The organism is Pseudomonas sp. GW823-FHT05G12 (assembly GCF_058795575.1).
The window spans coordinates 5395558-5419012 of sequence record NZ_CM179501.1; the positions used below are offsets into that span (position 1 = coordinate 5395558).

The 23455-nt window shown below is 62.2% G+C and carries 25 protein-coding genes; 12 read left to right on the forward strand and 13 right to left on the reverse strand.

Going from position 1 to position 23455, the window contains the following annotated elements; all coding sequences use genetic code 11:
* The first annotated feature begins 36 nt into the window (after window positions 1–36).
* The gene (gene urtE, locus AC3RCM_RS24630; protein WP_003249634.1) at window positions 37–735 is read left to right on the forward strand and encodes an urea ABC transporter ATP-binding subunit UrtE; all 699 of its coding nucleotides are present in this window, start codon (window positions 37–39) and stop codon (window positions 733–735) included.
* Window positions 736–766: 31 nt separating this feature from the next.
* Entirely contained in the window at window positions 767–1282 is a 516-nt protein-coding gene (locus tag AC3RCM_RS24635; RefSeq protein ID WP_064491163.1) for a GNAT family N-acetyltransferase, read from the forward strand.
* A gap of 135 nt (window positions 1283–1417) precedes the next feature.
* Here the strand turns inward: AC3RCM_RS24635 and AC3RCM_RS24640 are convergent, their stop codons facing one another.
* Both AC3RCM_RS24640 and cbpA read right to left on the reverse strand, forming a co-directional pair.
* Window positions 1418–1723, reverse strand: coding sequence for a chaperone modulator CbpM (locus AC3RCM_RS24640; RefSeq protein ID WP_020191746.1), 306 nt, complete (start codon window positions 1721–1723; stop codon window positions 1418–1420).
* A 2-nt stretch (window positions 1724–1725) separates the two neighbouring features.
* Window positions 1726–2682, reverse strand: coding sequence for a curved DNA-binding protein (gene cbpA, locus AC3RCM_RS24645; protein ID WP_064491164.1), 957 nt, complete (start codon window positions 2680–2682; stop codon window positions 1726–1728).
* Window positions 2683–2846: 164 nt separating this feature from the next.
* Here cbpA and AC3RCM_RS24650 point away from each other — a divergent pair, with 164 nt between their 5' ends.
* Window positions 2847–4118: an Hsp70 family protein gene (locus AC3RCM_RS24650; protein WP_492629232.1), complete on the forward strand. Its 1272-nt coding sequence runs from the start codon at window positions 2847–2849 to the stop codon at window positions 4116–4118.
* 656 nt (window positions 4119–4774) lie between these two features.
* Here AC3RCM_RS24650 and AC3RCM_RS24655 read toward each other — a convergent pair.
* The 3 genes from AC3RCM_RS24655 to AC3RCM_RS24665 all read right to left on the reverse strand — a co-directional run bounded on the left by AC3RCM_RS24655 (window position 4775) and on the right by AC3RCM_RS24665 (window position 6991).
* Window positions 4775–5782, reverse strand: coding sequence for an AI-2E family transporter (locus tag AC3RCM_RS24655; RefSeq protein WP_014592570.1), 1008 nt, complete (start codon window positions 5780–5782; stop codon window positions 4775–4777).
* Window positions 5783–5851: 69 nt separating this feature from the next.
* A complete protein-coding gene (locus AC3RCM_RS24660) occupies window positions 5852–6139 on the reverse strand; it encodes a PsiF family protein (RefSeq protein ID WP_014592571.1) in 288 nt (95 codons plus the stop codon).
* A gap of 63 nt (window positions 6140–6202) precedes the next feature.
* Window positions 6203–6991, reverse strand: coding sequence for an AraC family transcriptional regulator (locus AC3RCM_RS24665; protein WP_064492499.1), 789 nt, complete (start codon window positions 6989–6991; stop codon window positions 6203–6205).
* Between the two features lie 225 nt (window positions 6992–7216).
* Here AC3RCM_RS24665 and AC3RCM_RS24670 point away from each other — a divergent pair, with 225 nt between their 5' ends.
* On the forward strand, window positions 7217–8098 hold the full coding sequence (locus tag AC3RCM_RS24670) for a DMT family transporter (RefSeq protein WP_010955459.1): 882 nt from the start codon (window positions 7217–7219) through the stop codon (window positions 8096–8098).
* Window position 8099: 1 nt separating this feature from the next.
* On the opposite strand, the gene AC3RCM_RS24675 is transcribed toward AC3RCM_RS24670, so the two are convergent.
* Window positions 8100–8990, reverse strand: coding sequence for an esterase/lipase family protein (locus AC3RCM_RS24675; RefSeq protein ID WP_064492500.1), 891 nt, complete (start codon window positions 8988–8990; stop codon window positions 8100–8102).
* A gap of 123 nt (window positions 8991–9113) precedes the next feature.
* Between AC3RCM_RS24675 and osmE the strand changes: the two genes are divergently transcribed.
* Window positions 9114–9455 carry an osmotically-inducible lipoprotein OsmE gene (osmE, locus tag AC3RCM_RS24680; protein WP_003249613.1) on the forward strand — a complete coding sequence of 114 codons (342 nt, stop codon included), beginning with the start codon at window positions 9114–9116 and terminating at the stop codon, window positions 9453–9455.
* A gap of 42 nt (window positions 9456–9497) precedes the next feature.
* Window positions 9498–10028 carry a ferritin-like domain-containing protein gene (locus tag AC3RCM_RS24685; protein ID WP_020192925.1) on the forward strand — a complete coding sequence of 177 codons (531 nt, stop codon included), beginning with the start codon at window positions 9498–9500 and terminating at the stop codon, window positions 10026–10028.
* A gap of 39 nt (window positions 10029–10067) precedes the next feature.
* On the opposite strand, the gene AC3RCM_RS24690 is transcribed toward AC3RCM_RS24685, so the two are convergent.
* Window positions 10068–12134, reverse strand: coding sequence for an AsmA family protein (locus AC3RCM_RS24690; RefSeq protein WP_198747889.1), 2067 nt, complete (start codon window positions 12132–12134; stop codon window positions 10068–10070).
* Window positions 12135–12474: 340 nt separating this feature from the next.
* Here AC3RCM_RS24690 and AC3RCM_RS24695 point away from each other — a divergent pair, with 340 nt between their 5' ends.
* The 4 genes from AC3RCM_RS24695 (at window position 12475) to AC3RCM_RS24710 (ending at window position 15237) form a co-directional block, all read left to right on the forward strand.
* A complete protein-coding gene (locus AC3RCM_RS24695; protein WP_010955463.1) occupies window positions 12475–12972 on the forward strand; it encodes a hypothetical protein in 498 nt (165 codons plus the stop codon).
* A 122-nt stretch (window positions 12973–13094) separates the two neighbouring features.
* Complete coding sequence (locus tag AC3RCM_RS24700) at window positions 13095–13730, forward strand: TetR family transcriptional regulator (protein WP_003249603.1); 636 nt, start codon at window positions 13095–13097, stop codon at window positions 13728–13730.
* A gap of 52 nt (window positions 13731–13782) precedes the next feature.
* The gene (locus AC3RCM_RS24705; RefSeq protein WP_492629233.1) at window positions 13783–14883 is read left to right on the forward strand and encodes an AGE family epimerase/isomerase; all 1101 of its coding nucleotides are present in this window, start codon (window positions 13783–13785) and stop codon (window positions 14881–14883) included.
* Between the two features lie 105 nt (window positions 14884–14988).
* On the forward strand, window positions 14989–15237 hold the full coding sequence (locus AC3RCM_RS24710) for a hypothetical protein (protein ID WP_064492504.1): 249 nt from the start codon (window positions 14989–14991) through the stop codon (window positions 15235–15237).
* A gap of 48 nt (window positions 15238–15285) precedes the next feature.
* Here the strand turns inward: AC3RCM_RS24710 and AC3RCM_RS24715 are convergent, their stop codons facing one another.
* Window positions 15286–16050 (reverse strand): SDR family oxidoreductase, encoded by a 765-nt coding sequence (locus AC3RCM_RS24715; RefSeq protein WP_003249597.1) that lies wholly within the window; start codon window positions 16048–16050, stop codon window positions 15286–15288.
* A gap of 25 nt (window positions 16051–16075) precedes the next feature.
* On the opposite strand from AC3RCM_RS24715, the gene AC3RCM_RS24720 reads away from it, so the two are divergent.
* Entirely contained in the window at window positions 16076–16579 is a 504-nt protein-coding gene (locus AC3RCM_RS24720; RefSeq protein ID WP_155741817.1) for a hypothetical protein, read from the forward strand.
* Between the two features lie 64 nt (window positions 16580–16643).
* Here AC3RCM_RS24720 and AC3RCM_RS24725 read toward each other — a convergent pair whose 3' ends face one another.
* The 5 genes from AC3RCM_RS24725 to AC3RCM_RS24745 form a co-directional block, all read right to left on the reverse strand.
* A complete protein-coding gene (locus AC3RCM_RS24725) occupies window positions 16644–17360 on the reverse strand; it encodes an ABC transporter ATP-binding protein (RefSeq protein WP_004576969.1) in 717 nt (238 codons plus the stop codon).
* Window positions 17357–18232, reverse strand: coding sequence for an ATP-binding cassette domain-containing protein (locus AC3RCM_RS24730; RefSeq protein WP_010955466.1), 876 nt, complete (start codon window positions 18230–18232; stop codon window positions 17357–17359). The genes AC3RCM_RS24725 and AC3RCM_RS24730 overlap by 4 nt, the downstream gene beginning before the upstream one ends.
* Window positions 18229–19530: a high-affinity branched-chain amino acid ABC transporter permease LivM gene (gene livM, locus AC3RCM_RS24735; RefSeq protein ID WP_104886990.1), complete on the reverse strand. Its 1302-nt coding sequence runs from the start codon at window positions 19528–19530 to the stop codon at window positions 18229–18231. The genes AC3RCM_RS24730 and livM overlap by 4 nt, the downstream gene beginning before the upstream one ends.
* A 2-nt stretch (window positions 19531–19532) precedes the next feature.
* Window positions 19533–20447, reverse strand: coding sequence for an ABC transporter permease subunit (locus AC3RCM_RS24740; RefSeq protein ID WP_003249590.1), 915 nt, complete (start codon window positions 20445–20447; stop codon window positions 19533–19535).
* Window positions 20448–20600: 153 nt separating this feature from the next.
* A complete protein-coding gene (locus tag AC3RCM_RS24745) occupies window positions 20601–21737 on the reverse strand; it encodes a branched-chain amino acid ABC transporter substrate-binding protein (protein WP_003249588.1) in 1137 nt (378 codons plus the stop codon).
* A 512-nt stretch (window positions 21738–22249) separates the two neighbouring features.
* Here AC3RCM_RS24745 and pncB point away from each other — a divergent pair.
* Window positions 22250–23455 carry a nicotinate phosphoribosyltransferase gene (pncB, locus tag AC3RCM_RS24750; RefSeq protein ID WP_049586710.1) on the forward strand — a complete coding sequence of 402 codons (1206 nt, stop codon included), beginning with the start codon at window positions 22250–22252 and terminating at the stop codon, window positions 23453–23455.

Here is a 23455-nt window from a genome sequence, read left to right on the forward strand (position 1 = left end):
CGGCACAGGCACAGCATCCCTTTCAGGAACTCTCACATGCTCAAGATCGACACTCTGCACCAGTACTACGGCGGCAGCCACATCCTGCGCGGCCTGTCCTTCGAAGCCAAGGTCGGCGAAGTGACCTGCCTGCTGGGCCGCAACGGCGTGGGCAAGACCACCTTGCTGCGCTGCCTGATGGGCCTGGTGCCCGCTCGCGACGGCAGCATCGAATGGGAAGGCAAGCCGATCACCGCGTTCAAACCACAGCAACGGGTGCAGGCCGGCATCGCCTACGTGCCCCAGGGCCGCGAGATCTTCCCGCGCCTGACCGTCGAGGAAAACCTGCTGATGGGCCTGTCGCGCTTCCCCGCCCGTGAAGCCCGCGAGGTCCCGGCCTTCATCTACGAACTGTTCCCTGTGCTGGAGCAGATGAAACAGCGCCGCGGTGGCGACCTGTCTGGCGGCCAGCAGCAACAGCTGGCCATCGGCCGCGCCCTCGCCAGCCGCCCGCGCCTGCTGATTCTCGACGAGCCGACCGAGGGCATCCAGCCCTCGGTGATCAAGGAAATCGGCGCGGTCATCCGCCGCCTGGCCGAGCGTGGCGACATGGCGATTTTGCTGGTGGAGCAGTTCTACGACTTTGCCGAAGCGCTGGCTGACCAGTACCTGGTCATGGCCCGTGGCGAAATCATCCAGCGCGGTCGCGGCGAAAACATGCAAGCCGAAGGTGTACGCGGGCTGGTAACCATTTAATCTGCGAGCAACGACCTTGCGAGACGCTGTCATGAGCTACGAAATCCGCGATGCCCGGCCCACCGATGTGCCAGGCATACTCGACATCTACAACGACGCGGTGCTCAACACCACGGCGATCTGGAACGAAACCCCGGTGGACCTCGACAACCGCCAGGCCTGGTTTGAAGCGCGTGCGCAGCAGGGCTACCCGATTCTGGTGGCGGTCGATGAAACCGGCGTGCTGGGGTATGCCTCGTTTGGCGACTGGCGGCCTTTCGAGGGCTTTCGCCTGACCGTTGAGCACTCGGTGTACGTGCGCAACGACCAGCGTGGCAAAGGGCTCGGGCCGGTGTTGATGGCGGCACTGGTCGAACGCGCGCGCGGATGTGGCAAGCATGTGATGGTGGCAGCGATCGAGCGTGGCAATGCAGCTTCGGTGCGCCTGCATGAGCGGCTGGGCTTCGTGGTGACCGGCCAGATGCCGCAGGTGGGGGTAAAGTTTGGCCGCTGGCTTGATCTGACCTTCATGCAACTGGTGCTGAACCCGGGCGCCGAACCGACCTGAAATGCGGTCCATTGTGTGAGCATCGCGAAAGGGCTGCAAAGCAGCCCCGGCAATTTTGCGGTGGAGCAAAGATCTGGGGCTGCAAAGCAGCCCATCGCGACACAAGGCCGCTTCCACAGATGCCGGCAAGGCCACCTACATCTGGATAAACCGGCCCAGCCGCTGCTTCAGCATGCTGTTCTCACTGCGCAACTGCTGCACTTCCTGCAACAGCTCCAGCGCCAGCGCCACCCCTTCCCACTCCAGTTCCAGCTCCTGGTGCAGCTTTACCGCTCGTTTGGTCACCAACGGCGCCTGATCGTCAAACAGCCAGTCCTCCGGCGTTCGCCCAGAAGGTTCGACAATGCCGTGCTCGACGATTTCGATCACGCATTCAGCCGTGACATCGGCTTCCTGACACAGGGTACGCATGTCCAGTTGAACGATCAGGGTGCTGCTCATGATCACTTACTCCATTGTGTCCTCGGGTTGAACGCAGCTTTCTCGGAAAGCTTGGTCCAGAGTTCGCGGGCAGATTCGTCCGACGCGGGTGGCATGACCACCTTGAGCTGCGCATAAAGGTTGCCGCGCTCTCCCTGCTTGTTCGCCAGGCCCTTGCCCGGTACACGCAGGCGCTGGCCGCTCTGGCTGTCAGGACGGATGGTCAGGTTGATCTTGCCATCCAGGGTCGGAACCGCCACCTTGGCGCCCAAGGCCGCCTCCCACGGTGCCAACGGCACAGTGATGATCAGGTCATGACCTTCGACATCGAACAGCGGGTGCGGTGCCATGCGGATGGTCAGGAACAGGTCACCGTTGGCCCCGCCACCGCTGCCGGGCGCGCCCTGGCCCTTGAGGCGGATGCGCTCGCCGTCGGTCACCCCAGCCGGAATCCTCACGTTCAAGGTCTTGGTGGTGAAGCCGGTGCGCTGGCCCATGGCATTGGTTTGCGGCACCTGGAAGCTGATCTGCTTGGACTCCTTGCTCAGGGTCTCTTCAAGGAACACTGCCAGTTCAAGCTCCACGTCCTGCCCCCGCCTGCCAGCACTGCGTTGCTGCTGCCGGGCGCCACCGAAGGGGTTGCCACCAGCACTGCGCCCACCGAAGATCGAGCTGAAGAAGTCGGAGAAGTCGCCGCCTTCGAAGCCGCCGCCACCGCGGCTTTCCCAACCCGGTGGTGCCTGGAACGGCCGGCCATGCTGGCCGCCGTACTTGCGGATTTCATCGAACTCGGCACGTTTCTGCGCGTCGCCCAGCACCTCATAGGCCTCGTTGGCCTCCTTGAATTTTTCCTCGGCGTCGCGCTCCTTGCTGACATCCGGGTGATACTTGCGCGCCAGTTTGCGGTACGCGGCCTTGATCGCCTTGTCGTCCGCAGTGGGCTCTACGCCGAGTATCTTGTAATAGTCTTTGAAGTCCATTTATGGATCACCAATGTGAATGTGCATGTTGCAACTGAAGATAGGGGTCAAGCATAGCCTTTCAAGACCGACTTGGGTTTGCCTCAAGGCAGACGACTGGTCTTGATTCTGTAGCCAACTGGCATACACTGCGCGGCCGTTTTGCCTCCGGAAGCCCATTTCCCATGTCTGACGTATCCCCGGCCCGCGCCCTGGGCATCGACTTTGGCACCTCCAACTCCACAGTCGGTTGGCATCGGCCTGGCGTCGAGTCGCTGATTGCCCTGGAAGACGGCAAGATCACCTTGCCCTCGGTGGTGTTCTTCAATATCGAAGAGCGGCGCCCGGTGTATGGCCGCCTGGCGCTGCACGAGTACCTGGAAGGCTACGAAGGCCGCCTGATGCGCTCGCTGAAAAGCCTGCTGGGCTCGAAGCTGATCAAGCACGACACCAGCGTGCTGGGCAGCGCCCTGCCGTTCAAGGACCTGCTGGGCATGTTCATCGGCGAGCTCAAGAAGCGCGCTGAGGCGGCCGCTGGCCGAGAATTCGACCAGGTGGTGCTGGGCCGCCCGGTGTTCTTCGTCGACGAAGACCCGGCTGCCGACCAGGAGGCCGAGGACACCTTGGCCGAAGTGGCGCGCAAAATCGGCTTCAAGGACGTGTCGTTCCAGTACGAACCGATTGCCGCGGCCTTCGACTATGAGTCGAGCATCAGCCGCGAAGAGCTGGTGCTGATCGTCGACATCGGCGGTGGTACCTCGGACTTCACCCTGATCCGCCTGTCGCCCGAGCGCCATCTGGTCGCCGAGCGCCAAAGCGACATCCTCGCCACCGGCGGTGTGCACATTGGCGGTACCGACTTCGACAAGCAACTGAGCCTTCAGGGCGTGATGCCGTTGTTTGGCTATGGCAGCCGCATGAAGAGCGGTGCGCTGATGCCGACCAGCTACCACCTCAACCTGGCCACCTGGCACACCATCAACGCCTTGTATTCGCAGAAGTCACAGTTGGCGCTGGGCGGCATGCGCTATGACATCGAGGACAGCTTCGGCATCGATCGCCTGTTCAAATTGATCGAACAGCGCGCCGGGCACTGGCTGGCGATGGAAGTGGAAGCCAGCAAGATCGAGCTGACCGAGCATGACAGCCGCCACATCGACCTGCGCCGCGTCGAGCCCGATCTGAGTGCGGAACTGACCCGCACGCTGTTCGAAGAGGCGATCGAAGGCCTGCTGGAGCGCGTGCGCGGTAGCGTGACCGAACTGCTGGCCAAGGCTGGGATAAGCGAAGGCCAGGTCGATACGGTGTTCTTCACCGGTGGCTCCAGCGGCATTCCGGCGCTGCGCAACAGTGTTTCGGCGATGCTGCCGAATGCACGGCATGTGGAAGGCAATATCTTTGGCAGCATTGGTAGCGGGCTGGCCATCGAGGCGCGCAAGCGTTACGGCGCGGCCTGATTTGTCGATTAGCCTGTAGCCGCGAACGGGCTGGGGCTGCTGGCCAATCTCCACCAGTCGTTCACCGTTGCCGCCGCTACCGTATTCGCGGGTAAACCCGCTCCTACGCCCGATCGGGGGTGGGCACACATCGGGGGTTGGCCGGAGGCCGCCGTGTAGGAGCGGGTTTACCCGCGAAGAGGCCGGGCCTGCTGGCCAATCTCCACCCGCCGTTCACCGATGCCGCCGCTACCGTATTCGCGGGTAAGCCCGCTCCTACGCCCGATCGGGGGTGGACACACATCGGTGATTGGCCGCAGGCCGCGTGTAGGAGCGGGTTCACCCGCGAAGAGGCCGGGCCTGCTGGCCAATCTCCACTCGCCGTTCACCGTTGCCGCCGCTACCGTATTCGCGGGTAAACCCGCTCCTACGCCCGATCGGGGGTGGACACACATCGGTGATTGGCCGCAGGCCGCCGTGTAGGAGCGGGTTCACCCGCGAAGAGGCCGGGCCTGCTGGCCAATTACCACCCGCCGTTCACCGTTGCCGCCGCTACCGTATTCGCGGGTAAACCCGCTCCTACGCCCGATCGGGGGTGGACACACATCGGTGATTGGCCACAGGCCCCTGTAGGAGCGGGTTTACCCGCGAAAGGGCCGGTACAGGCCACTACATGATCAGACCAGCTCCGCCCGCTTCAGCTCACTCTTCAGATAGGCATAGTAGATGGGCCCCGCCACGACACCAGGCAGCCCGAACGCCGCCTCGAATACCAGCATCGCCAGCAGCAATTCCCACGCCTTGGCACTGATCTGCCCACCCACGATCCGCGCGTTGAGGAAGTACTCGATCTTGTGGATGACGACCAGGTAACCCAGCGCCGCTGCCGCCACCCAGATCGACAGCGACAGGCCGACGATGGTGATCAAGGTGTTGGACATCAGGTTGCCGATCACCGGCAGCAAGCCCAGCAGGAAGGTCAGCACGATCAGCGTCTTGGTCAGCGGCAGGTGTACGTCGAACAGTGGCATCACCACGGCCAGGAAAATGCCGGTGAAGATCGTGTTGAGCAGCGAGATCTTGATTTGCGCGAACACGATGTTGCGAAACGCCTTCACCAGCAGGCTAAGACGTTCGAACAGCGCCGCCGCCAGGGGCTTGCGCCGGGAAATATCGGGAATGCGCTGCAAAGCGATGATGGCGCCGAGGATCATGCCGATGAGCATCGTCACGAACATGTGCGCCATGCCCTTGCCCACCAGCTGCAAATCGCTCAGGTGGCTCTTGATCCAGTCGCCGATGGCCACCTTGAACTCTGCGGCACTGGCAGGCAGGTAGCCCTCGATGAAAGGGGGCAACTGGCTGCGGGCTCGCTCGACCAAGGCCATGAACTTGTCCAGCGAGGCGCCGGGGTTTTCCGCCTCGTGCAGCAGGAAGCTGAAGGCACCGGCAATCAGCAGTGTCAGGGTGCTGACCACCAGCGTGCCGAGCAACGCCACGGCCAGCCAGCGCGCGCGTTGGCCAGCAAGCAGCGGTTGCAGGCGCGGGGTCAGCATGTTGACCAGTTCGAACACCAGCAGACCGGCCAGCAGGCTGGGCAGCAACTTCAGGGGCAAAGCCAGCAGCAGCCCAGCCATGACGATGATCAGGCTGGCCAGGGTGATCTGACGGGGGGTAAAGGTCATACAGCCTCGACGGCAGACAGCGGGAATGCCGCAGTCTGCCAGCCTTGGCGGCGCAGGCATAGGCGCAGGTCATTTCTTCTTCAGGCAATCGCTCATGAAGGCCTTGCGCTCGTCCCCCTTCAGGGCTTTGGTGGTGGCGTCAGCATTGCAGGTCTTCATTTTCTCTTGCTGGGTTTGGGGCACATCCTTTTTCAGGCAGGTGCTCATGAACGCTTTGCGTTCATCGCCCTTGAGGGCCTTGGCGGTGGCGTCGGCGTTGCAGGTTTTCATCTTTTCCTGCTGCGCGGTATTGGCAGCGAAACCTTGGGCACTGAACAACACCGCCAGCGCCAGTAACGGGATTTGCAGCACTTTCATGGAGTGGTCTCCTTGGCTCCGCGCCCGATGCACGGGGGTCGAGCTGAGTGTAGCCAAGAATATTCAACGCCCCGCCCGCGCCTGCCGGCGGTACTGCTCCGGCGTACACCGGGCCTGGCGCTGGAACATGGCGATGAACGCCGAGGCGCTGCTGTAGCCAAGGTCGAAGGCGATGGCCTGAATGGGCAGGCCGGCTTCCAGCGCTTCTATGGCACGCAGAAAACGCAGGCGCAGGCGCCATTCGCCAAAGCTGATGCCCAGCTCGCGCAGAAACTGGCGGGCCAGGGTGCGTTCGCTGACGTGTACGCGTGCGGCCCAGTCGGCCAGCGGGCGGTTGTCCCCCGGCTCGGCGCTGAGCGCGTCGAGCACCTGGCGCAAGCCATCGCTGTGGGCAAACGGCAGGTAGCAGGCCAAGGTGGGCGCCAGCAGCAACTGGTCAAGCAGTACCTGTACCAGGCGCTGGTCACGCTCGTCCTCGGCCACCTTCAGATTGCGCCGGGCGAAGTCACCGAGGATGGCCTTGAGGATGTCACTGATCATCAGGCTGCACGGGTGCGGTGGCAGCGCTGCGCACAGGCTGCGGTCGAGATAGATAGAACGGTAGACGATGGCCTGGGGGTTGTAGCAGCCGTGCTCGGTGTCGGGCGGCACCCAAACGGCGTAGTGCGGCGGCGACAGGAAGCGCTGGCCGGCCACATCCAGTTGCATCACGCCGTGGGCGGTGTAGTTCAGCTGGCCCCAGGCGTGTTGATGCACGGCGCTGTGGGTGTCGGCAACGAACTCGTCGTGGCGGAAGTACACCGGGGCCGGCAGTTGGGTGAACTGGGGGATATCGAGGTATTTACGCGGCATGCTGTCTGCTTTGCAGGGTCGGTTGTCTGGATAGAAGTATAGGCTTGTAGACAGACATTCGATAATACAGGCCTATCGAGGACCTGCCTTGCAGGCCTTCGCGGGCTCCCCGCTCCCACAGGATCTGCGCCAGCCTCCAGGCCTGTGTATCCCCCGTAGGAGCGGGTTCACCCGCGAAGGGCTGCAAAGCAGCCCCATTCCAGCCCCCAGCGAGTACCCTGCTGCATGAACTACCTGTTCCCCCTCACCGCCATCCTCATCTGGGCCGGCAACACCGTGGTCACCAAGATGTCCGCCGGTGCCATCCACCCTGCAGAGATCGGCTTCTACCGCTGGTTGCTGGCCGCCTTGCTGTTCACGCCGTTCCTGCTGCCTGCCGTGTGGCGCAACCGCGCAGCCATCCGCCCGCACCTGGCCAAGGTGTTCGTGCTCGGCGTGCTGGGCATGGCGATGTACCAGAGCCTGGCCTACTTCGCCGCCGGCATCACCAGTGCCACCAACATGGGCATCATCCTCTCGCTGATGCCGCTGATGTCACTGGCGCTGTCCATCGCCTGGCTGGGCCAGCGCCTGAGCTACGGTGCCCTGCTGGGCGCGGTGGTGTCATTCTTCGGCGTGCTTGAAGTGGTCAGTGCCGGCCATCCCGCCAGCCTGCTGCAGCAAGGGCTGAACAGCGGCGATCTGTTGATGCTGGTGGCAACCTTGGCCTACGCGCTCTACAGCTTCCTGCTGAAGAAATGGCAGCTGCGCCTGCCGCCGATGCAGCTGCTGTACCTGCAGGTGTTGGTGGCCATCGTCGTGTTGCTACCGCTGTTCCTGCTGTCAGACAAGACCGGCCTGAACAGCCACAACATCGGCCTGGTCCTGTATGCCTGCGTACTGGCTTCGATGATCGCGCCGCTGGTGTGGATGCAGGCCGTACACCGCCTGGGGCCCAGCCGCACCACACTGTTCTTCAACTTGCTGCCGCTTGTCACTGCGCTGATCGCCGCCGTGGTGCTCGACGAACAACTGGCCAGTTACCACCTCGTCGGCGGCTTGCTGACCCTGGCCGGCGTAGTGCTGGCCGAACGCTGGACCACGCCGATCCGCCGCCAAGGCACTTGAGCTAAAGCCCCGCCGCCTTGAGCCGGGCAGCATGTTCGGTGAATAGCCGCACAGGCTCCGCGCCTTTGCCCACGGCACCGAGCGACTGGTTGACGATGTCCAGGTGATCGAGCGGGTAATCGTCGCCGATCACCTGCCCCAGGTGCGAACTGAAACGCCCGACCATGCCGTCGCAATGGCCCTTTTCCTTGATGAAACTGCGTGCGAACAGGCGGCAGAAGCGGCTGCTGCCGTCAAAGCGGTTGCGCCCCTGGTCTGTCAGGCCGGGCTGCAAGGTGCCAGACCAGGAGTAATAGCGGACGCCATTGACCTCATAGGCCCCTTCCCCACCCCAGGTTTGCGGCAGGCCCTGTGGATAAGCCTGGTTGAACAGTGCCACCCCGGCGCTGGTCAGCGACTGGTGCGAGGCGTGCACATCTACCGGCAGCGGGTCGCGACGCCAGCCGGTTTCCAGCCACACCAGCAGCACGGCAAACCCATGCAGCAGGGCCTTGAGGATGCGCCCCTGGGGTGAATCGCCCGGTGCGGTGCGTTCCAGGTGGTCGGCCAGCTCGGAGCCATGATTGGGCCCCGCCACCGAGGTGACCGACGCCACCCGCCCCGGCTGTTTGGCCGCTGCGTAACGCGCGCTCAGGGCGCCCTGGCTGTGGCCGATGAGGTTGACCTTGTCAACGCCGGTACGTTGGCAGATATCTTCGATGATCGCCAGCAACTGCTCGCCGCGTACCTCGCTGGAATGCAGCGGCGAAACCTGCACCGGAAACACCTGCGCCCCGCCCTTGCGCAAGGCCGGCACAATGCCGAACCAGTAGGGGTAGAGCACCATCCGGACAAACCCGAGCATGCCCGGCACCAGCACCAGCGGGTATCGCGTGGCCAAATCCTGCTGCATTGCCGCAGCTCCTTTGCGTGTAGGACGGGCCAACACTACAGCGGCCATGATGACCATCGCAATCGAACTCCTGGCGCGCGCTGTGGTTCAAAACCACACAGACCCTTTGCAAGGAGCGGGACCATGTACAAGCAGACCCTGGCAATCCTTCTGGCAAGCGCCACCCTGGCCGCCTGCGGCAGCCGCCCGGAAAACCCGGTGGATTACGTCACCTACCGCGATGAGCCGCTGGTCAAGCAGGTGGAGAACGGTATGACCATGCAGAAGGTCATCGCCATTGGCGGCAGCCCGTCGAGCGTGATCGACCTGCCGCACGGGGGCACCTGCAACGACTACATCCTCAACCACGACGGCAAGCAGCAGCCCTATTACGTGCGCTTCGATGCCACCGGCCATGTGGATGCCAAAGGCTTCAAGACCTGCAAGCAACGCCAGGAGGACAGCGACGCCCTGCATGGCGCGTAAGCCTGTGTTCCGACCCGACCCTGACCCCTGCTGGAGATAACCATGAGCAATGTTGAACTGACCGATGTGAAAACCCTGCGCGAGCGTGCACGCCAGCATGTGGAGCAAGGCGCAGTGACCGAGGGTTACCACGCCGACCGTGAACAGATCCTGCGCCTGCTTAATGAATCGCTGGCCACCGAGCTGGTCTGTGTGCTGCGCTACAAGCGCCACTACTTCATGGCCAGCGGCATCAAGGCCAGTGTGGCTGCCGAGGAGTTTCTGGAACATGCCAACCAGGAAGCCGAACATGCCGACAAGCTGGCCGAACGCATCGTGCAATTGGGCGGGGAGCCGGACTTCAACCCCGACAACCTGACCAAGAACTCGCATGCCCAGTACGTGGCCGGCAATTCGCTGAAAGAGATGGTGCTGGAAGACCTGGTGGCAGAGCGCATTGCCATCGACAGCTACCGCGAGATCATTCAGTACATCGGGGATAAAGACCCGACTACCCGTCGTATCTTCGAAGACATCCTGGCGCAGGAAGAGGAGCACGCGGACGATATGTCCGACCTGTTGCAAGGCCTTTGATTTCTGACACCCTCAAGGGGCCGCTTTAGCGGCCCCTTGCTATTTCCGCGCTTTCACCGCCGCCGGCGCCTTGCCTGCCTTCATCTGCTGCAACAACGGTGTGCACTGGTTCGGGTCATCCCCGCTGCTGGGCGCAATCAGCGCCAGCAACCCCGCCGCCGGCCCTGCCACCACCCCAAGCGCAACCATCCCTGCGCCACGCAACGCCAGCGGCACTGCCTGCACACCGGCGTTCGGCTTGGCGAACGGTCCGCGCACATACAGGGGGGAACGCAGCGAGAACAACCGCAGCCCTTTCGATTCCGGGGTGATGTTCAAATCCAGTTGCTCGGAAGCGAAATTCGCCGTGCCGTCGATGTAGATGATCGCGTTCTCTGTATCGAAGATGAACAGCCGCGTAGTCGCCAGGCCATCCTTGATGCCTACATCGGCTGCCGCACAGTTGATCTTCACGTCCTCATCACCAAACAGCTTGCCGACCACATAGTTGCCCACGTTCAACCCGGCGATTTCCATCAGGCTACGGCTGATGGCGCCATCGTTGATCAGCATGCGCAGGTCGCCATTGGCGGTACCCAGCAAGGCGGCTACCGAGTTGCCACGGCCGCTGATGTCGGCGTCGCCATTGAGCTCACCAAAGCTGGTCTGCATTGGCGCAAAGGTGGGGAACAGTTGCTTGAGCTTGAAGCCCCGCGCAGTCAACTTCGCGCGCCCCTGCAAGGGCACGCTTCGCCCGTCCAGGCGGATGTTGGAGGCCAGGCTGCCGCCGGCCACGCCAAAGCGCAGGGGCTCCAGGCGCAACAGGCCGTCTTCGAGCACCACATGGGCCGACAGGTCAGTGAACGGCAGTTGCGCGCTGTGCACGATGCGCTTGCCAGCAAAGGTGACATCAGCGTCCATTGCCCGCCAACGCTCGGTGCGAAACGCCTCCACTGGCAGCACCTTGCCTGCAGGCTGCTTGCTGGCACCGCCGCGGGCCTTCTGTTCGGCATTGGAGTCGGCACCGATCAGCGGCGCCAGGTCCTTGAACAGCAACTGGTTCGATACCAGGTTGCCGGACAGTCTGGGCCGTGGCTGGCTGGCAACGAAGGCCAGGTCCCCATGGATATCGCTGTCGCCGATCTTGCCGTTGAAGCCCTGGTAATTGAACGACGCCCCTTGCGCCGCCTGCAGGTTGGCGCGTAGGTGGCCGTCGGTGGAATAGGCCGGGGTGTCAGGCAAGGTGACGCCGGTCAATGGGTAGAGGTTGCCCAGGCTGGCACCCGACAAACGCAGGCGCAGGTCGAGGGCACCAAGGTTGCGCGGGTCGGTGAGGGTGCCGGCGAGCACCACATGGGTGTCGGCGATGCGCACGTCGGCCTGCAGCGGGAACGGCTGGCTGGCGTCCTGCAGGGCCAGCAGGCCACCGATCTTGCCGGTGCCGGACACTGGCTGGCCTTTGTAGCGGCCCTGGGCCTTGAGGCCGAAGGCATAGTCCTGCGCACCGCCGGCCTTCTCGGCGCTGGCCTTGCCGACAATTTCACTGAACGGGATTGGTTTGCCAAGCGGGTCGATCTGCACCTTCATGCTGGTTTTCAGGGTCTGGTCGTCGAAGCTGACGTTGCCTTGGTCAAAGCCGATGGCGCCGATGTCCAGCTGCCATTTGGAAGGTTCGGCGTTTTCATCCTTGGGGCCGAAGTCGAAGACCCAGTTGGCGCGGCCATCGGCCAGGCGAGTGAGGCTGGCAGTGGGCTTGGTGAGGTTGATGCGGGGTATGCTGATCTGCTGGAACACCAGCGGCAGCGGCGCCAGGCGAAACTCCACGCGCTCAAGGCCGACCATCTTCGGCTCCTTGAGCCACTCGGGGTTGCCCAGCGTCAGGTCTTCGGCAATGAAGTGCGGCCAAGGCACCCAGGCACGCCAACCGCCCTCTTCGGGCTCGGTACGCCAGTGCACGGCGAGGTTGCCGTTGATCGCGAAGGGCCGATGCAAGGCTTCGGAGACCTTCTCGTTGAGCAGTGGCTTGACGCGGTTCCAGTCGAAGGTGGCAATTACTACCACCAGGATCGCCAGCACGGTAAGCAGGCTGGCGAGGGTCCAGACGAGGATTCTGGCGGGACGCGTCATTGCGTAATTCTCCTTGCGGCATGACAGAAAACAGGCGCTGCGATGGCCTCAATAACTCCGACTGATGAAAACCCGTGAGGTTTTATCAATGGCGCCATGATAGCGAAGTTTTTCCTGGCCCTTTGCTCAGGAATGTGTCGCGCCAGACTGCACATGTTACCCACCGCCAACAGGGGCCGGTGGTTGCCTGAATGGCTGCAAGGTCCGGAATAGAGGCACTGCAACCCTCTATCAATATGGTCGATTGTTACCATTACCCGTATGAACTTCTCTCTGGCGTTACGCGGCGTAGCATTGGCTTCGTACCCACTTTCCAGCCCCCGAGAGGAGCACCGAAATCATGAAACGCCATCTGCTGACCCTGACCCTGTCCCTTCTGGCCGCCAACGCTTTCGCCCTGCCGGCGTCCGAGCAACACCTGACGTCCGAAGCGCGCTCCAGCGCAGCCGAAATCGCCCAGCCGCTGAACACCGTAGCTGAAGGCGGCTCCGATCGCCTGATCGAACGTTCTGGCCGTGTTGCCGAAGGTGGCTCCGATCGCCTGATCGAACGTTCTGGCCGCGTTGCTGAAGGTGGCTCCGATCGCCTGATCGAACGTTCTGGCCGTGTTGCCGAAGGTGGCTCCGATCGCCTGATCGAACGTTCTGGCCGTGTTGCCGAAGGTGGCTCCGATCGCCTGATCGAACGTTCTGGCCGTGTTGCCGAAGGCGGCTCCGATCGTCTGATCGAACAAGCTGGCCGTGTTGCCGAAGGCGGCTCCGATCGTCTGATCGAACAAGCTGGCCGTGTCGCTGAAGGTGGCTCGGATCGCCTGGTTGAACTCAGCCGTGTGAGCTGATCGCCATGGCCGAAAAGAACAACTTCTGTCACAACGCTTGCTCCCCTCCAGGCCCGGTCCATTGACCGGGCTTTGTTTTTTTATCTAGAGTGCCCAGCCTGACCGTTACAGAAGCCCGCACCATGCTGCCGCGCGCCGAACAGAAGCTACAGACCCGCCAGGCCCTGCTCGATGCCGCCTGCCTGCTCATGGAGAGTGGCCGTGGTTTCGGCAGTATCAGCCTGCGCGAAGTGGCGAAAACCGCTGGCATCGTGCCGACCGGCTTCTATCGGCATTTCTCCGACATGGACGCCCTGGGCCTGGCACTTGTCGCCGAAATCGACACCACCTTCCGCCAGACCATCCGCCTGGTGCGCCAGAACGAATTCGAACTGGGCGGCATCACCGACGCCTCGGTGCGCATCTTCCTCGACGTGGTAGCCGCCCACCGCGCGCAGTTCCTGTTCCTGGCCCGCGAGCAGTACGGCGGTGCACAGGCCGTGCGCCAGGCCATTGCCCGCCTGCGCCAGGATATCAGCGACGACCTTGCCACCGACCTTGCGCGCATGAAGCGCTGGCAACACCTGGACAGCGCCGCGCTTGCGGTGATGGCCGACCTGGTGGTGAAGACCGTGTTCGCCACCCTGCCCGAGCTTATCGACAACCCGGAAGCGGGTTATCCACAGGCCCTGACGCCGCAGGAAAAGATCACCCAGCAATTGCGCTTCATCTTTGTCGGGGCGCGGCATTGGCAGGGGCTCGGCAACCCAGGCTACTGAAAACCCCACTTCTGCTACCATGGCGCCCTGCCCGACAGCGACGAGCGCCCAAATGTCCGACCCCCGCCCCACCCTGCCCGAACTGGCCCGCTTCAACCAGCACTTCGCCGAACGCATCGTGCCGCTGTGGCAAGGCCCGGGCTGGAACGCCGACATGGCCCTGCCCTACGAAGCGCTGGACGCCCAGCACCAACCGTTGCCGGTGCAGCGCTACCGGGCCATGGCCTGTGCACGCCAGCTGTACGTGTTCAGCAGCCGTATCGGCCAACCGGGCGCCGCCGAACGCGCCGCAGCCCTGTTTCGCTCGCTGCAAAAGCACTTCCACGATGCCGAGCACGGGGGCTGGTTCTACAGCATCGACGCCCACGGCAAGCCGCTGGACCGGCGCAAGGACCTGTATACCCACGCCTTCATCGTGTTCGCCTGCGCGCACTACTGGGGCAAAGTGCGCGAAAACCTGGTGGAGTCCACGTTGAATGCCGCGCTGGACATCATCGACCAGCAGTTCGCCCGTGACGATGGCCTGTACGAAGCCTGCCTGGGCGAAGACTGGGCCGACCTCGGCAGTGGCCCGCTGCAAAACCCGCAGATGCACCTGGCCGAAGCGTTCCTGCAGGTACTGGCTGTGCGTGGCGACGAACATGTCCGCCAGTCGCTGCTGCAATTGTGTCAGGCGCTCGAGGCGCATTTCATTGAACCGGCCCATGGCCTGATGCTGGAAAAGCCACGCGGGGCTGTGGATAACTGGTTCGAGCCTGGGCACCAGTTCGAGTGGTTCTATCTGCTGCATACCTCCCCGCTGCTGCGTGACACGCCGCTGCATGCGTCGATAGACCGGGCCTTCGGCTTTGCCGAGCAATTCGGGGTGAAGGATGCGGCCGTACTGGCCATGCTGAATGTGGATGGCCGGGTGCTTGATGCCTCCCAGCGTATCTGGGCGCAGGCCGAGTACCTGCGGGCGCTTACATTGCGTGAAGGCAGTGAAGCAAAGCTCGCGGGGCAATTAGTTGCCCTTTCAGCGCGGTTCCTGCGTGACGCCGGCTGGTATGAGTGCCGAGGGGGTGACGGCGCGGTGAGCAGGGATGACATGCCATCGACCACGCCTTATCACTTGGCTACCTGCCTGGAAGGGCTGAATCAGGCGAACTTCTGACTGTCCATACAACGAACCTGTCAGGGGTGAGCGTTTCCCTCTGCCGGAAGCATCTCCCCACGCCTATGTTGGTGCTCCTTTCTCGAACGTTCAGGAGTAACCAACATGGAAGCAGAAGCCTTCAAGGCATTTGTCGAAGAGCAGATCAACCGAGCGGCACAGAAGATAATCGATCACGGCCACCGCTATGACGAGCACTCCCATGGCAAACTCAGCTACCTGCTAAGCCTGCGCCGTGTCATCAATTGCAAAGCAACGGCCGAGGACATGGGCCGGCATGACGCCATCAACGATGTCCTTCAAGCGTTAGGCATCATCCCTAAAGAAAGAACCGGCTTTTACTATATCAACTGAGCGATGCGTTGCTCCGCGAACCGGATCTTTCCGGTTCGCGCCTCGTGCTTAGCCTTTTGATCGGTCGATCGAGAACCCTGCCCAGTCCTGGCTCACCGGCATCAGTTCAAGGCTGTTGATATTGATGTGCGCCGGCTGGTTGAGGATCCAGAAGATGGTCTCGGCAATATCCTGTGGCTGAATCGGCTCCGCACCCGCGTAGGTAGCATCGTACTTGGCCTGGTCACCCCCGAAGCGCACCAGCGAGAACTCGCTCTCGCACAGGCCCGGCTCGATGTTGCTCACACGCACGCCGGTACCGCGCAGGTCGCAACGCAGGCTCAGCGAGAACTGGCCGACGAAGGCCTTGGTGCCGCCATACACGTTGCTGCCCGGGTACGGATAGTTGCCCGCCACCGACCCGACGTTCAGGATCGACGCGCCGCGGCCATGGGCGATGAGCCGTGGCAGCAGCAGGCGAGTGGTGTACATCAGGCCCTTGATGTTGGTGTCGACCATGGTTTCCCAGTCGTCCAGGCTGCAGTTCTGCGCAGCATCCACACCCAGTGCCAAGCCGGCGTTGTTGACCAGACCGCGAATCTTTTCAAAGCCGGCCGGCAGATTGGCAATAGCCTGCTCCATGGCCTTGCGGTCACGCACGTCCAGCACCAGGCCATGCACTTCGGTCTTGGCCGACAGTTCAGCGCACAGGGCATCCAGGCGCTCTTTGCGGCGCCCAGTGAGTACCAGCTTCCAGCCGGCTTCTGCGAAGCGGCGGGCGGTGGCCTCGCCGAAACCGGAAGTCGCGCCAGTGATGAATACGGTGGACGTCATGCTGTGTTCCTCACGGTAGGTTGTCATGGCAGCTTTGCAGCATGCCCGCGCCTGGCCTTGGCAGCAAGCCGTTCAGGGGCTGTTCATTTTTTGTTCATATTCTGCAAACCCTTGCGGCAGAGGGCTCGCCGCCAGGTATACGCATGTTATCCACAAGGCTTTCCCCACGGATTGGGGGCAACTTGTCCACTGCACGGAACCCTTTCAGCAGGTTGTGGTCGGTGGATATCTTGGCGATGATGGCGCAAGGCTTTCAAACATGCCGCCTGCAGCGGTCTGTCCAAGGTTTTTACACAGAGTTATCCACAGGATTGGCACTGCACTTGAAGCGCACGCAGAGATTTTGAAAGCTTGGGAAAATCATCCACAACGGGGATATGAACAAAAAATGATCAAATCGCTACAGGGCTTGATACTCAAGGCCTTGAGCGATATGCCACCATGTTTTCCACAGGCGGCTCCACACTATCCGTGGAAAAGAGTTGGCCTGTGGAAACAATGGCTTGCGAAGGAATATGGGTGTGTTTAGGGAGAAGGGAACGACAAGTTTTCCACATTGAGAAGGGGGCTGCATCGCAGCCCCTGCATACAACTCAGTGCCCGCCCAGATAAGCGTTACGCACTTCCTCATTGACCAACAGTTCCTGCCCGGTCCCGGTCATGCGAATCTGCCCGTTGACCATCACATAGGCCCGGTCCGACAGTTTCAGCGCATGGTTGGCGTTCTGCTCCACCAGGAAGATGGTCATCCCGGTCTTGGCCAGCTCTCGCAAAGTCGAGAAGATCTGCTTGACCACGATCGGCGCCAGCCCCAGCGAGGGCTCGTCCAGCAACAGCAACTTCGGCCGGCTCATCAGCGCCCGGGCAATCGCCAGCATTTGCTGCTCGCCACCGGACATGGTCATGGCCCGCTGGTTACGCCGCTCCTTCAACCGCGGGAACAGCTCGTACATACGCTGCATGTCTTCGTCGGCATGCTTGTCGCCGATGGGGATGGTACCCATCATCAGGTTTTCCTCGACGGTCATGTCGGGAAACACCCGGCGCCCCTCCGGCGACTGGGCAATGCCGTTGGAGGCGATGTAGTGCGAGGATTTGCGGGTGATGTCGGTGCCGCGGTACACGATATGCCCGGATGCCGCCCGCGGCTGGCCGAAAATCGACATCAGCAGGGTCGACTTGCCGGCACCGTTGGCGCCGATCAGGCTTACCGTCTCGCCCTCGTTGATGTGCATCGAGACTTTCTTCAGCGCCTGGATCGGTCCATAGAACACGTCCAGGTCTTTCAGCTCGAGAATGGGTGCACTCATACCAGTTCCTCTTCGTCTGCACCCAGGTAGGCGGCAATCACCGTCGGGTTGTGGCGGATGTCCTGCGGCGCACCTTCGGCAATCACGTTGCCGTGGTCCAGCACCACGATATGGTCGGAGATGCTCATGACCATGCCCATGTCGTGCTCGATCAGCACCACAGTGATGTCGTGCTCGTCACGCAGCACACGGATCATGCGGCTGAGTGCCTCGGTTTCCTGCGGGTTAAGGCCCGCCGCCGGTTCGTCCAGGCAGATGATCTTCGGCCGCGTGCACATGGCCCGGGCGATTTCCAGACGCCGCTGCTGGCCGTACGACAGCTCGCCGGCCAGGCGGTTGGCGCAATCAACCAGGTCCACCACTTCCAGCCAGTAGAAGGCGTGGTCCAGTGCATCGCTTTCGGCCTTGCGGTAGGCCTTGGTGTTGAGCACCCCGGCCAGCAAGTTGCGGTTGACCCACATGTGCTGGGCCACCAGCAGGTTCTCCACCACCGACATTTCCTTGAACAGGCGAATGTTCTGGAAGGTGCGCGCCAGGCCGGCGCGATTGACCAGGTGGGTACCGCCGAACATCTTGTAGTACATACGGTTGGCAAAGCGCGCAGGCGACACGAAGTCGGCCGCCTGGAAGCGTTCGCCGAGCAGTTGGATGACGTTGGTGTGGCTGCCGCGCACGTTCAGTTCGATACGTCCGCCACTGGCCTTGTAAAAGCCGGTCAGGCAGTTGAACACCGTGGTCTTGCCGGCGCCGTTGGGGCCGATCAGGGCAAAGATCTGGTTGCGCCGGACCTTCAGGCTGACGTCGCTGAGCGCCTTGATGCCACCGAACTGCATCATCAGGTTGTCGACCGAGAGAATGATATCGTCGCTCATGGCGCCACTCCTTTACGTGGGGTCACACCGGTACGGCTGATGCGGATCAGCCCACGCGGTCGCCAGATCATCATCAGCACCATCAGCACGCCGAACAGCAGCACCCGGTACTCGGAGAAGCTGCGCAGCAGTTCCGGCGCCACGGTCAGCACGAACGCCGCGATGACCACACCCACGGTAGAGCCCATGCCACCCAGCACGACGATGGCGAGGATCAGCGCCGACTCGAAGAATGTGAATGACGACGGGTTGACGAAGCCCTGGTAGGTGGCGAAGAACACCCCCGCCAGACCGGCAGTCGAGGCGCCCAGGGTAAAGGCCGACAGCTTGACCAGCACGTGGTTCAGGCCCATCGAACGGCAGGCGATCTCGTCTTCGCGCAGCGCTTCCCAGGCCCGGCCGACCGGCATGCGAGTCAGGCGATGCTTGATGTACAGCACTGCCAGCACGACCAAGAACAGCACCGCGTAGATGAACACGAACTTGAGGCTGGCGTTGTACTCGAAGCCGAAGAACTCGTGGATAGGCACCCCGCCATCCTTGGCCCGGCGGCCGAACTCAAGGCCGAAGAAGGTGGGTGAAGGTGCCGGCATGCCGTTGGGGCCACCGGTGAACGATAGCCAGTTGTTCAGCACCAGGCGGATGATCTCGCCAAAGCCCAGCGTCACGATCGCCAGGTAGTCACCGTGCATGCGCAACACCGGGAAGCCGAGGATGCACCCCGCCAGCGCCGCAGCGATGGCCGCCAGCGGCAGCACGCTCCAGAAGCCCAGCCCCAGGTACTGGTAACCCAGCGCCAGGCCGTAGGCACCGATGGCATAGAACGCCACGTAACCCAGGTCGAGCAGGCCGGCCAGGCCGACCACGATGTTCAGTCCAAGGCCCAGCAATACGTAGATCAGGCCGAGGATGACCACGGTTAGCAGGTACTTGTTGGCGAAGATCGGGAAAACGATGGCAATCACGATCAGCGCGGGGATGATGTAACGCAGGCGCGACTTGTAGTCCGGTGCGGTCACATGCACGCCCGAGCCACCGCTGTCGAAGCCCAGGAGCATGCGCTGCCCGGGGGCAGTCTGCAGGAACAGGCTGAGCAGGAAGCGCCCCACCATCACACCGCCGACCAGCCAGGCCACGCGGCGCGGCTCGGCATTGAAGGTGTAGCCGTCGAGCACCACACCAACGACCGGGCCAAACACGATAAGTGCCAGCAGGCCAGCGACAATGGTCTCCAGCAGGCTGCGTTTAAGGTCGAAACCCTTGGTTTCGCTAACAGAGGCAGTTTTGGCAACGGACATGTTCACACCTTAGCCACGAGCGGGCGACCCAGCAGGCCTTGTGGGCGGAAGATAAGGATCATCACCAGCAGCGAGAAGCTGAACACATCCTTGTAGTCGGAGTTGATCAGGCCTGAGAACAGCGACTCGGAAATACCCAGGATGATCCCGCCGAGCATGGCACCCGGTAGCGAGCCGATACCCCCGAGCACTGCGGCAGTGAACGCCTTGATACCGATGATGAAGCCGGCGTAGAAGTCGAAGGTGCCGTAGTTCATGGTGATGAGCACGCCGGCCAGGGCGGCCATCACCGCACCGATGACGAACACGTAGGAGATTACCCGGTCGGTGTTGATACCCAGGATCGAGGCCATCTTGCGGTCTTGCTGGGTAGCACGGCACATGCGGCCGAGCTTGGTGTACTTGATCACGTAGGTCAGCAGGCCCATGCCGACGAAGGCCGCCACCAGGATGAAGATCTTGGTATAAGTCAGTTGCACGAAGCCGGATCCGACTTCGACACGCATGGCGCCTTCCAGCAGGGTTGGCACGCCTTGCTGGCGGGCGCCCTGGCTGATCTGTGCGTAGTTCTGCAGGATCAGCGAAATGCCGATGGCACTGATCAGCGGTGCCAGGCGGGTGGAGTTACGCAGCGGTTTGTAGGCGATGCGCTCGATGGTGAAACCATAAACGCCGGTGACGACGATGGTGAACAACAAGGTGCCCAGCATCAGCAGGGGGAACGATTCGACACCGAAGTAAGCCAGCAATGCCAGGCTGATCGCCGCGAGGTAAGCGGAGATCATGTACACCTCGCCGTGCGCGAAGTTGATCATGCCGATAATGCCATAGACCATTGTGTAGCCGATGGCGATCAGGCCATAGACCGACCCGAGGGTCAGGCCGTTGACCAGTTGCTGCAGGAAAATACCATCCATAACGCAATCTCACCTGATTGAGATTGCACGAGCGCCGACCACGGCGCGGGCCACCTGTGCGGGGCCCTCGCAGCGCAGAACTGTGCAGATCTACGAATAAAGACAGGTACCGCGGGGCTTGGGCCCGAGCAACCGCCCGGGCCGCGGGCGTTGTTATTTTTGTTTTTCCAGCTGGTGGTATTTACCGGTCTTGTCCCACTGGTAGACCACGTAGTCGGAGACGGTCAGGTCGCCCTTGCTGTCCCACTTCTTCTCACCCATGACGGTCTGCACCGGGTTGGCCTTGAGCCACTTGGCAGCGTCTTCGCCCTTGTTCGACTTCGCGCCATTGAACGCGGCAGCCAGGGCCTGCAGCGAAGCGTAGGCGTACAGGGTGTAGCCCTCAGGTTCAGTGCCAGCCTTGCGGAACTCCTCCACCACCGCCTTGCTGTCTGGCAGCAGGCGCGGGTCGGCACCGAAGGTCATGTACACGCCGTCAACGTATTGCGCGCCGCCGGCGGTAGACACCAGTTCGTCGGTGACGATGCCATCATCGGACATGAACTTGACGTCTTTCAGGCCCTGCTCGCGCAGCTGGCGTACCAGCGGGCCGGCTTCCGGGTGCAGGCCGCCGAAGTAGACCACGTCGGCACCGGTAGAGCGGATCTTGGTGACCACCGCGCTGAAGTCTTTCTCGCCACGGGTCAGGCCTTCATACAGCACAGGCTTCACGCCGCGTTTTTCCAGCTGCGCCTTGGTCGCGTCGGCCAGGCCCTGACCGTAGGTGTCCTTGTCGTGCAACACCGCGACCTTCTTGCCCTTGAGCACGTCGACGATGTAATCGCCAGCGACGATACCCTGCTGGTCGTCACGGCCGCACATGCGGAACATGGCGCTCAGGCCGCGCTCAGTGACCTGTGGGTTGGTGGAGCCTGGGGTGATGGCGATCACGCCCGCCTCGTCATATACCTCGGAGGCCGGGATCGTGTTGGAAGAACAGAAGTGGCCCACCACGCCAATCACCTTGTCCTGATCGACCAGGCGGTTGGCCACGGCCACGGCTTGCTTCGGCTCACAGGCGTCATCGCCTTTGACCAGGACGATTTTCTCGCCATTCACGCCACCGGCGGCGTTGATCTTGTCGGCCGCTGCCTGCGCACCTTTCATGTACTGCTCGCCAAACGCTGCGTTTGCCCCGGTCATGGGGCCCGCTACACCGATCTTGACGTCGGCCTGAACATACGAAGAAACACCCAGTGCCGTAGCTACGGCCAGAGCCAGGAAACCTTTCTTGTAAAACGTCTGCGACATGAGGTGGTGCTCCTAGAGTTTTTTTGGTTGGCACTACAACTTCTCAGCCCGGTACTCAGAGCAAGGGCCGTGCCATCGGTTTTGTCTTCCGGGAAAACACACTGTGAAGGGTGCCTGCAGGCGACGGGCGGCCTTTTCTTTATTGAGCGTGCAACCGTCTGCCACGCGGCAGGCGCCACCACACGTACAGACAAGGAGCAACCGTCGAGTGCCATCATTGCAACCCTGGCAAGTGTTTACGTGCAACCGCCCTGTAACAGCGGACGTCACCGAACTGCACACCGCTGGTGCGCGACTGCTACAGGCGGCACCGTTTCAAGGCTAGCTGGTGCACGGAAAAACACCTCTGTTTTGGCTGTTTCGGCCTCTTCACGGGCACGCCAGCTCCCACAATAGGAGCAGGTCCCCGCACCGTGTAGGAGCGGGCTTGCCCGCGAAGAGGCCGGAACAACCACACAAGGTGGAAAAGGCTGGCACAATGTCCGCCAATCGCCGCTTCCGGAGCCCCCTTGATGAGCGAAAGCGCATTCGCCGAGCGCATCGTGCACAACCTGCTCGACACCGATTTCTACAAACTCACCATGATGCAGGGTGTGCTGCACAACTACCCGGACGCCGACGTCGAATGGGAATTCCGCTGCCGCAACGGTGAGGACCTGCGCCCCTACCTCGGCGAAATTCGCAATCAGCTCGAACGGCTTGCCGACCTCACCCTGGACGATGGCCAGCTGGCCTTCCTCGAACGCATCAGCTTCCTCAAGCCCGACTTTTTACGCTTTCTGCGCCTGTTCCGCTTCAACCTGCGTTACGTGCACGTCGGCATCGAAAATGATCAGCTGTTCCTGCGCCTGAAAGGTCCGTGGCTGCATGTGATCCTGTTCGAAGTGCCGCTGCTGGCCATCATCAGCGAAGTACGCAACCGCAATCTGCACCCGCACATGCGCCTGGCCGAGGCGCGGGATCAGTTGTACCGCAAGTTCGACTGGCTGCGTGCGCATGCCAGCGACGACGAGCTGGCCGAACTGCAGGTGGCCGACTTCGGCACCCGCCGGCGCTTTTCCAGCCGCGTGCAGGAGGAAGTGGCAAGGGTGCTGCGCGACGACTTCCCCGGCCGTTTTGTCGGCACCAGCAACGTCGACCTGGCATGGAAACTGGATATCAAGCCGCTGGGCACCATGGCCCACGAGTGGATCATGGCCCACCAGCAGCTCGGCCCACGGCTGATCGACAGCCAGATCGCTGCGCTGGACTGCTGGGTACGCGAGTACCGCGGCCTGCTCGGCATCGCCCTGACCGACTGCATCACCATGGATGCCTTCCTCGGCGATTTCGACCTGTACTTCGCCAAGCTGTTCGACGGCCTGCGCCATGATTCGGGCGAGCCGGTAGCCTGGGCGGAGAAGGCCATTGCCCATTACCAGAAACTGGGTATCGACCCGATGACCAAGACCCTGGTGTTTTCCGACGGCCTCAACCTGACCCGCTCGCTGGAAATTTTCCGCGCCCTGCGCGGACGCATCAACGTCAGCTTTGGCATCGGCACCAACCTGACCTGCGACATCCCAGGTGTGGCACCCATGAACATCGTGCTTAAAATGACCGACTGCAACGGCGCGCCGGTGGCCAAGATCTCTGATGAAGCCGCCAAGACCCAGTGCCGCGACGAGAACTTCGTCGCCTACATGCGTCACGTATTCAAAGTCCCCAGCAAGGAGTAA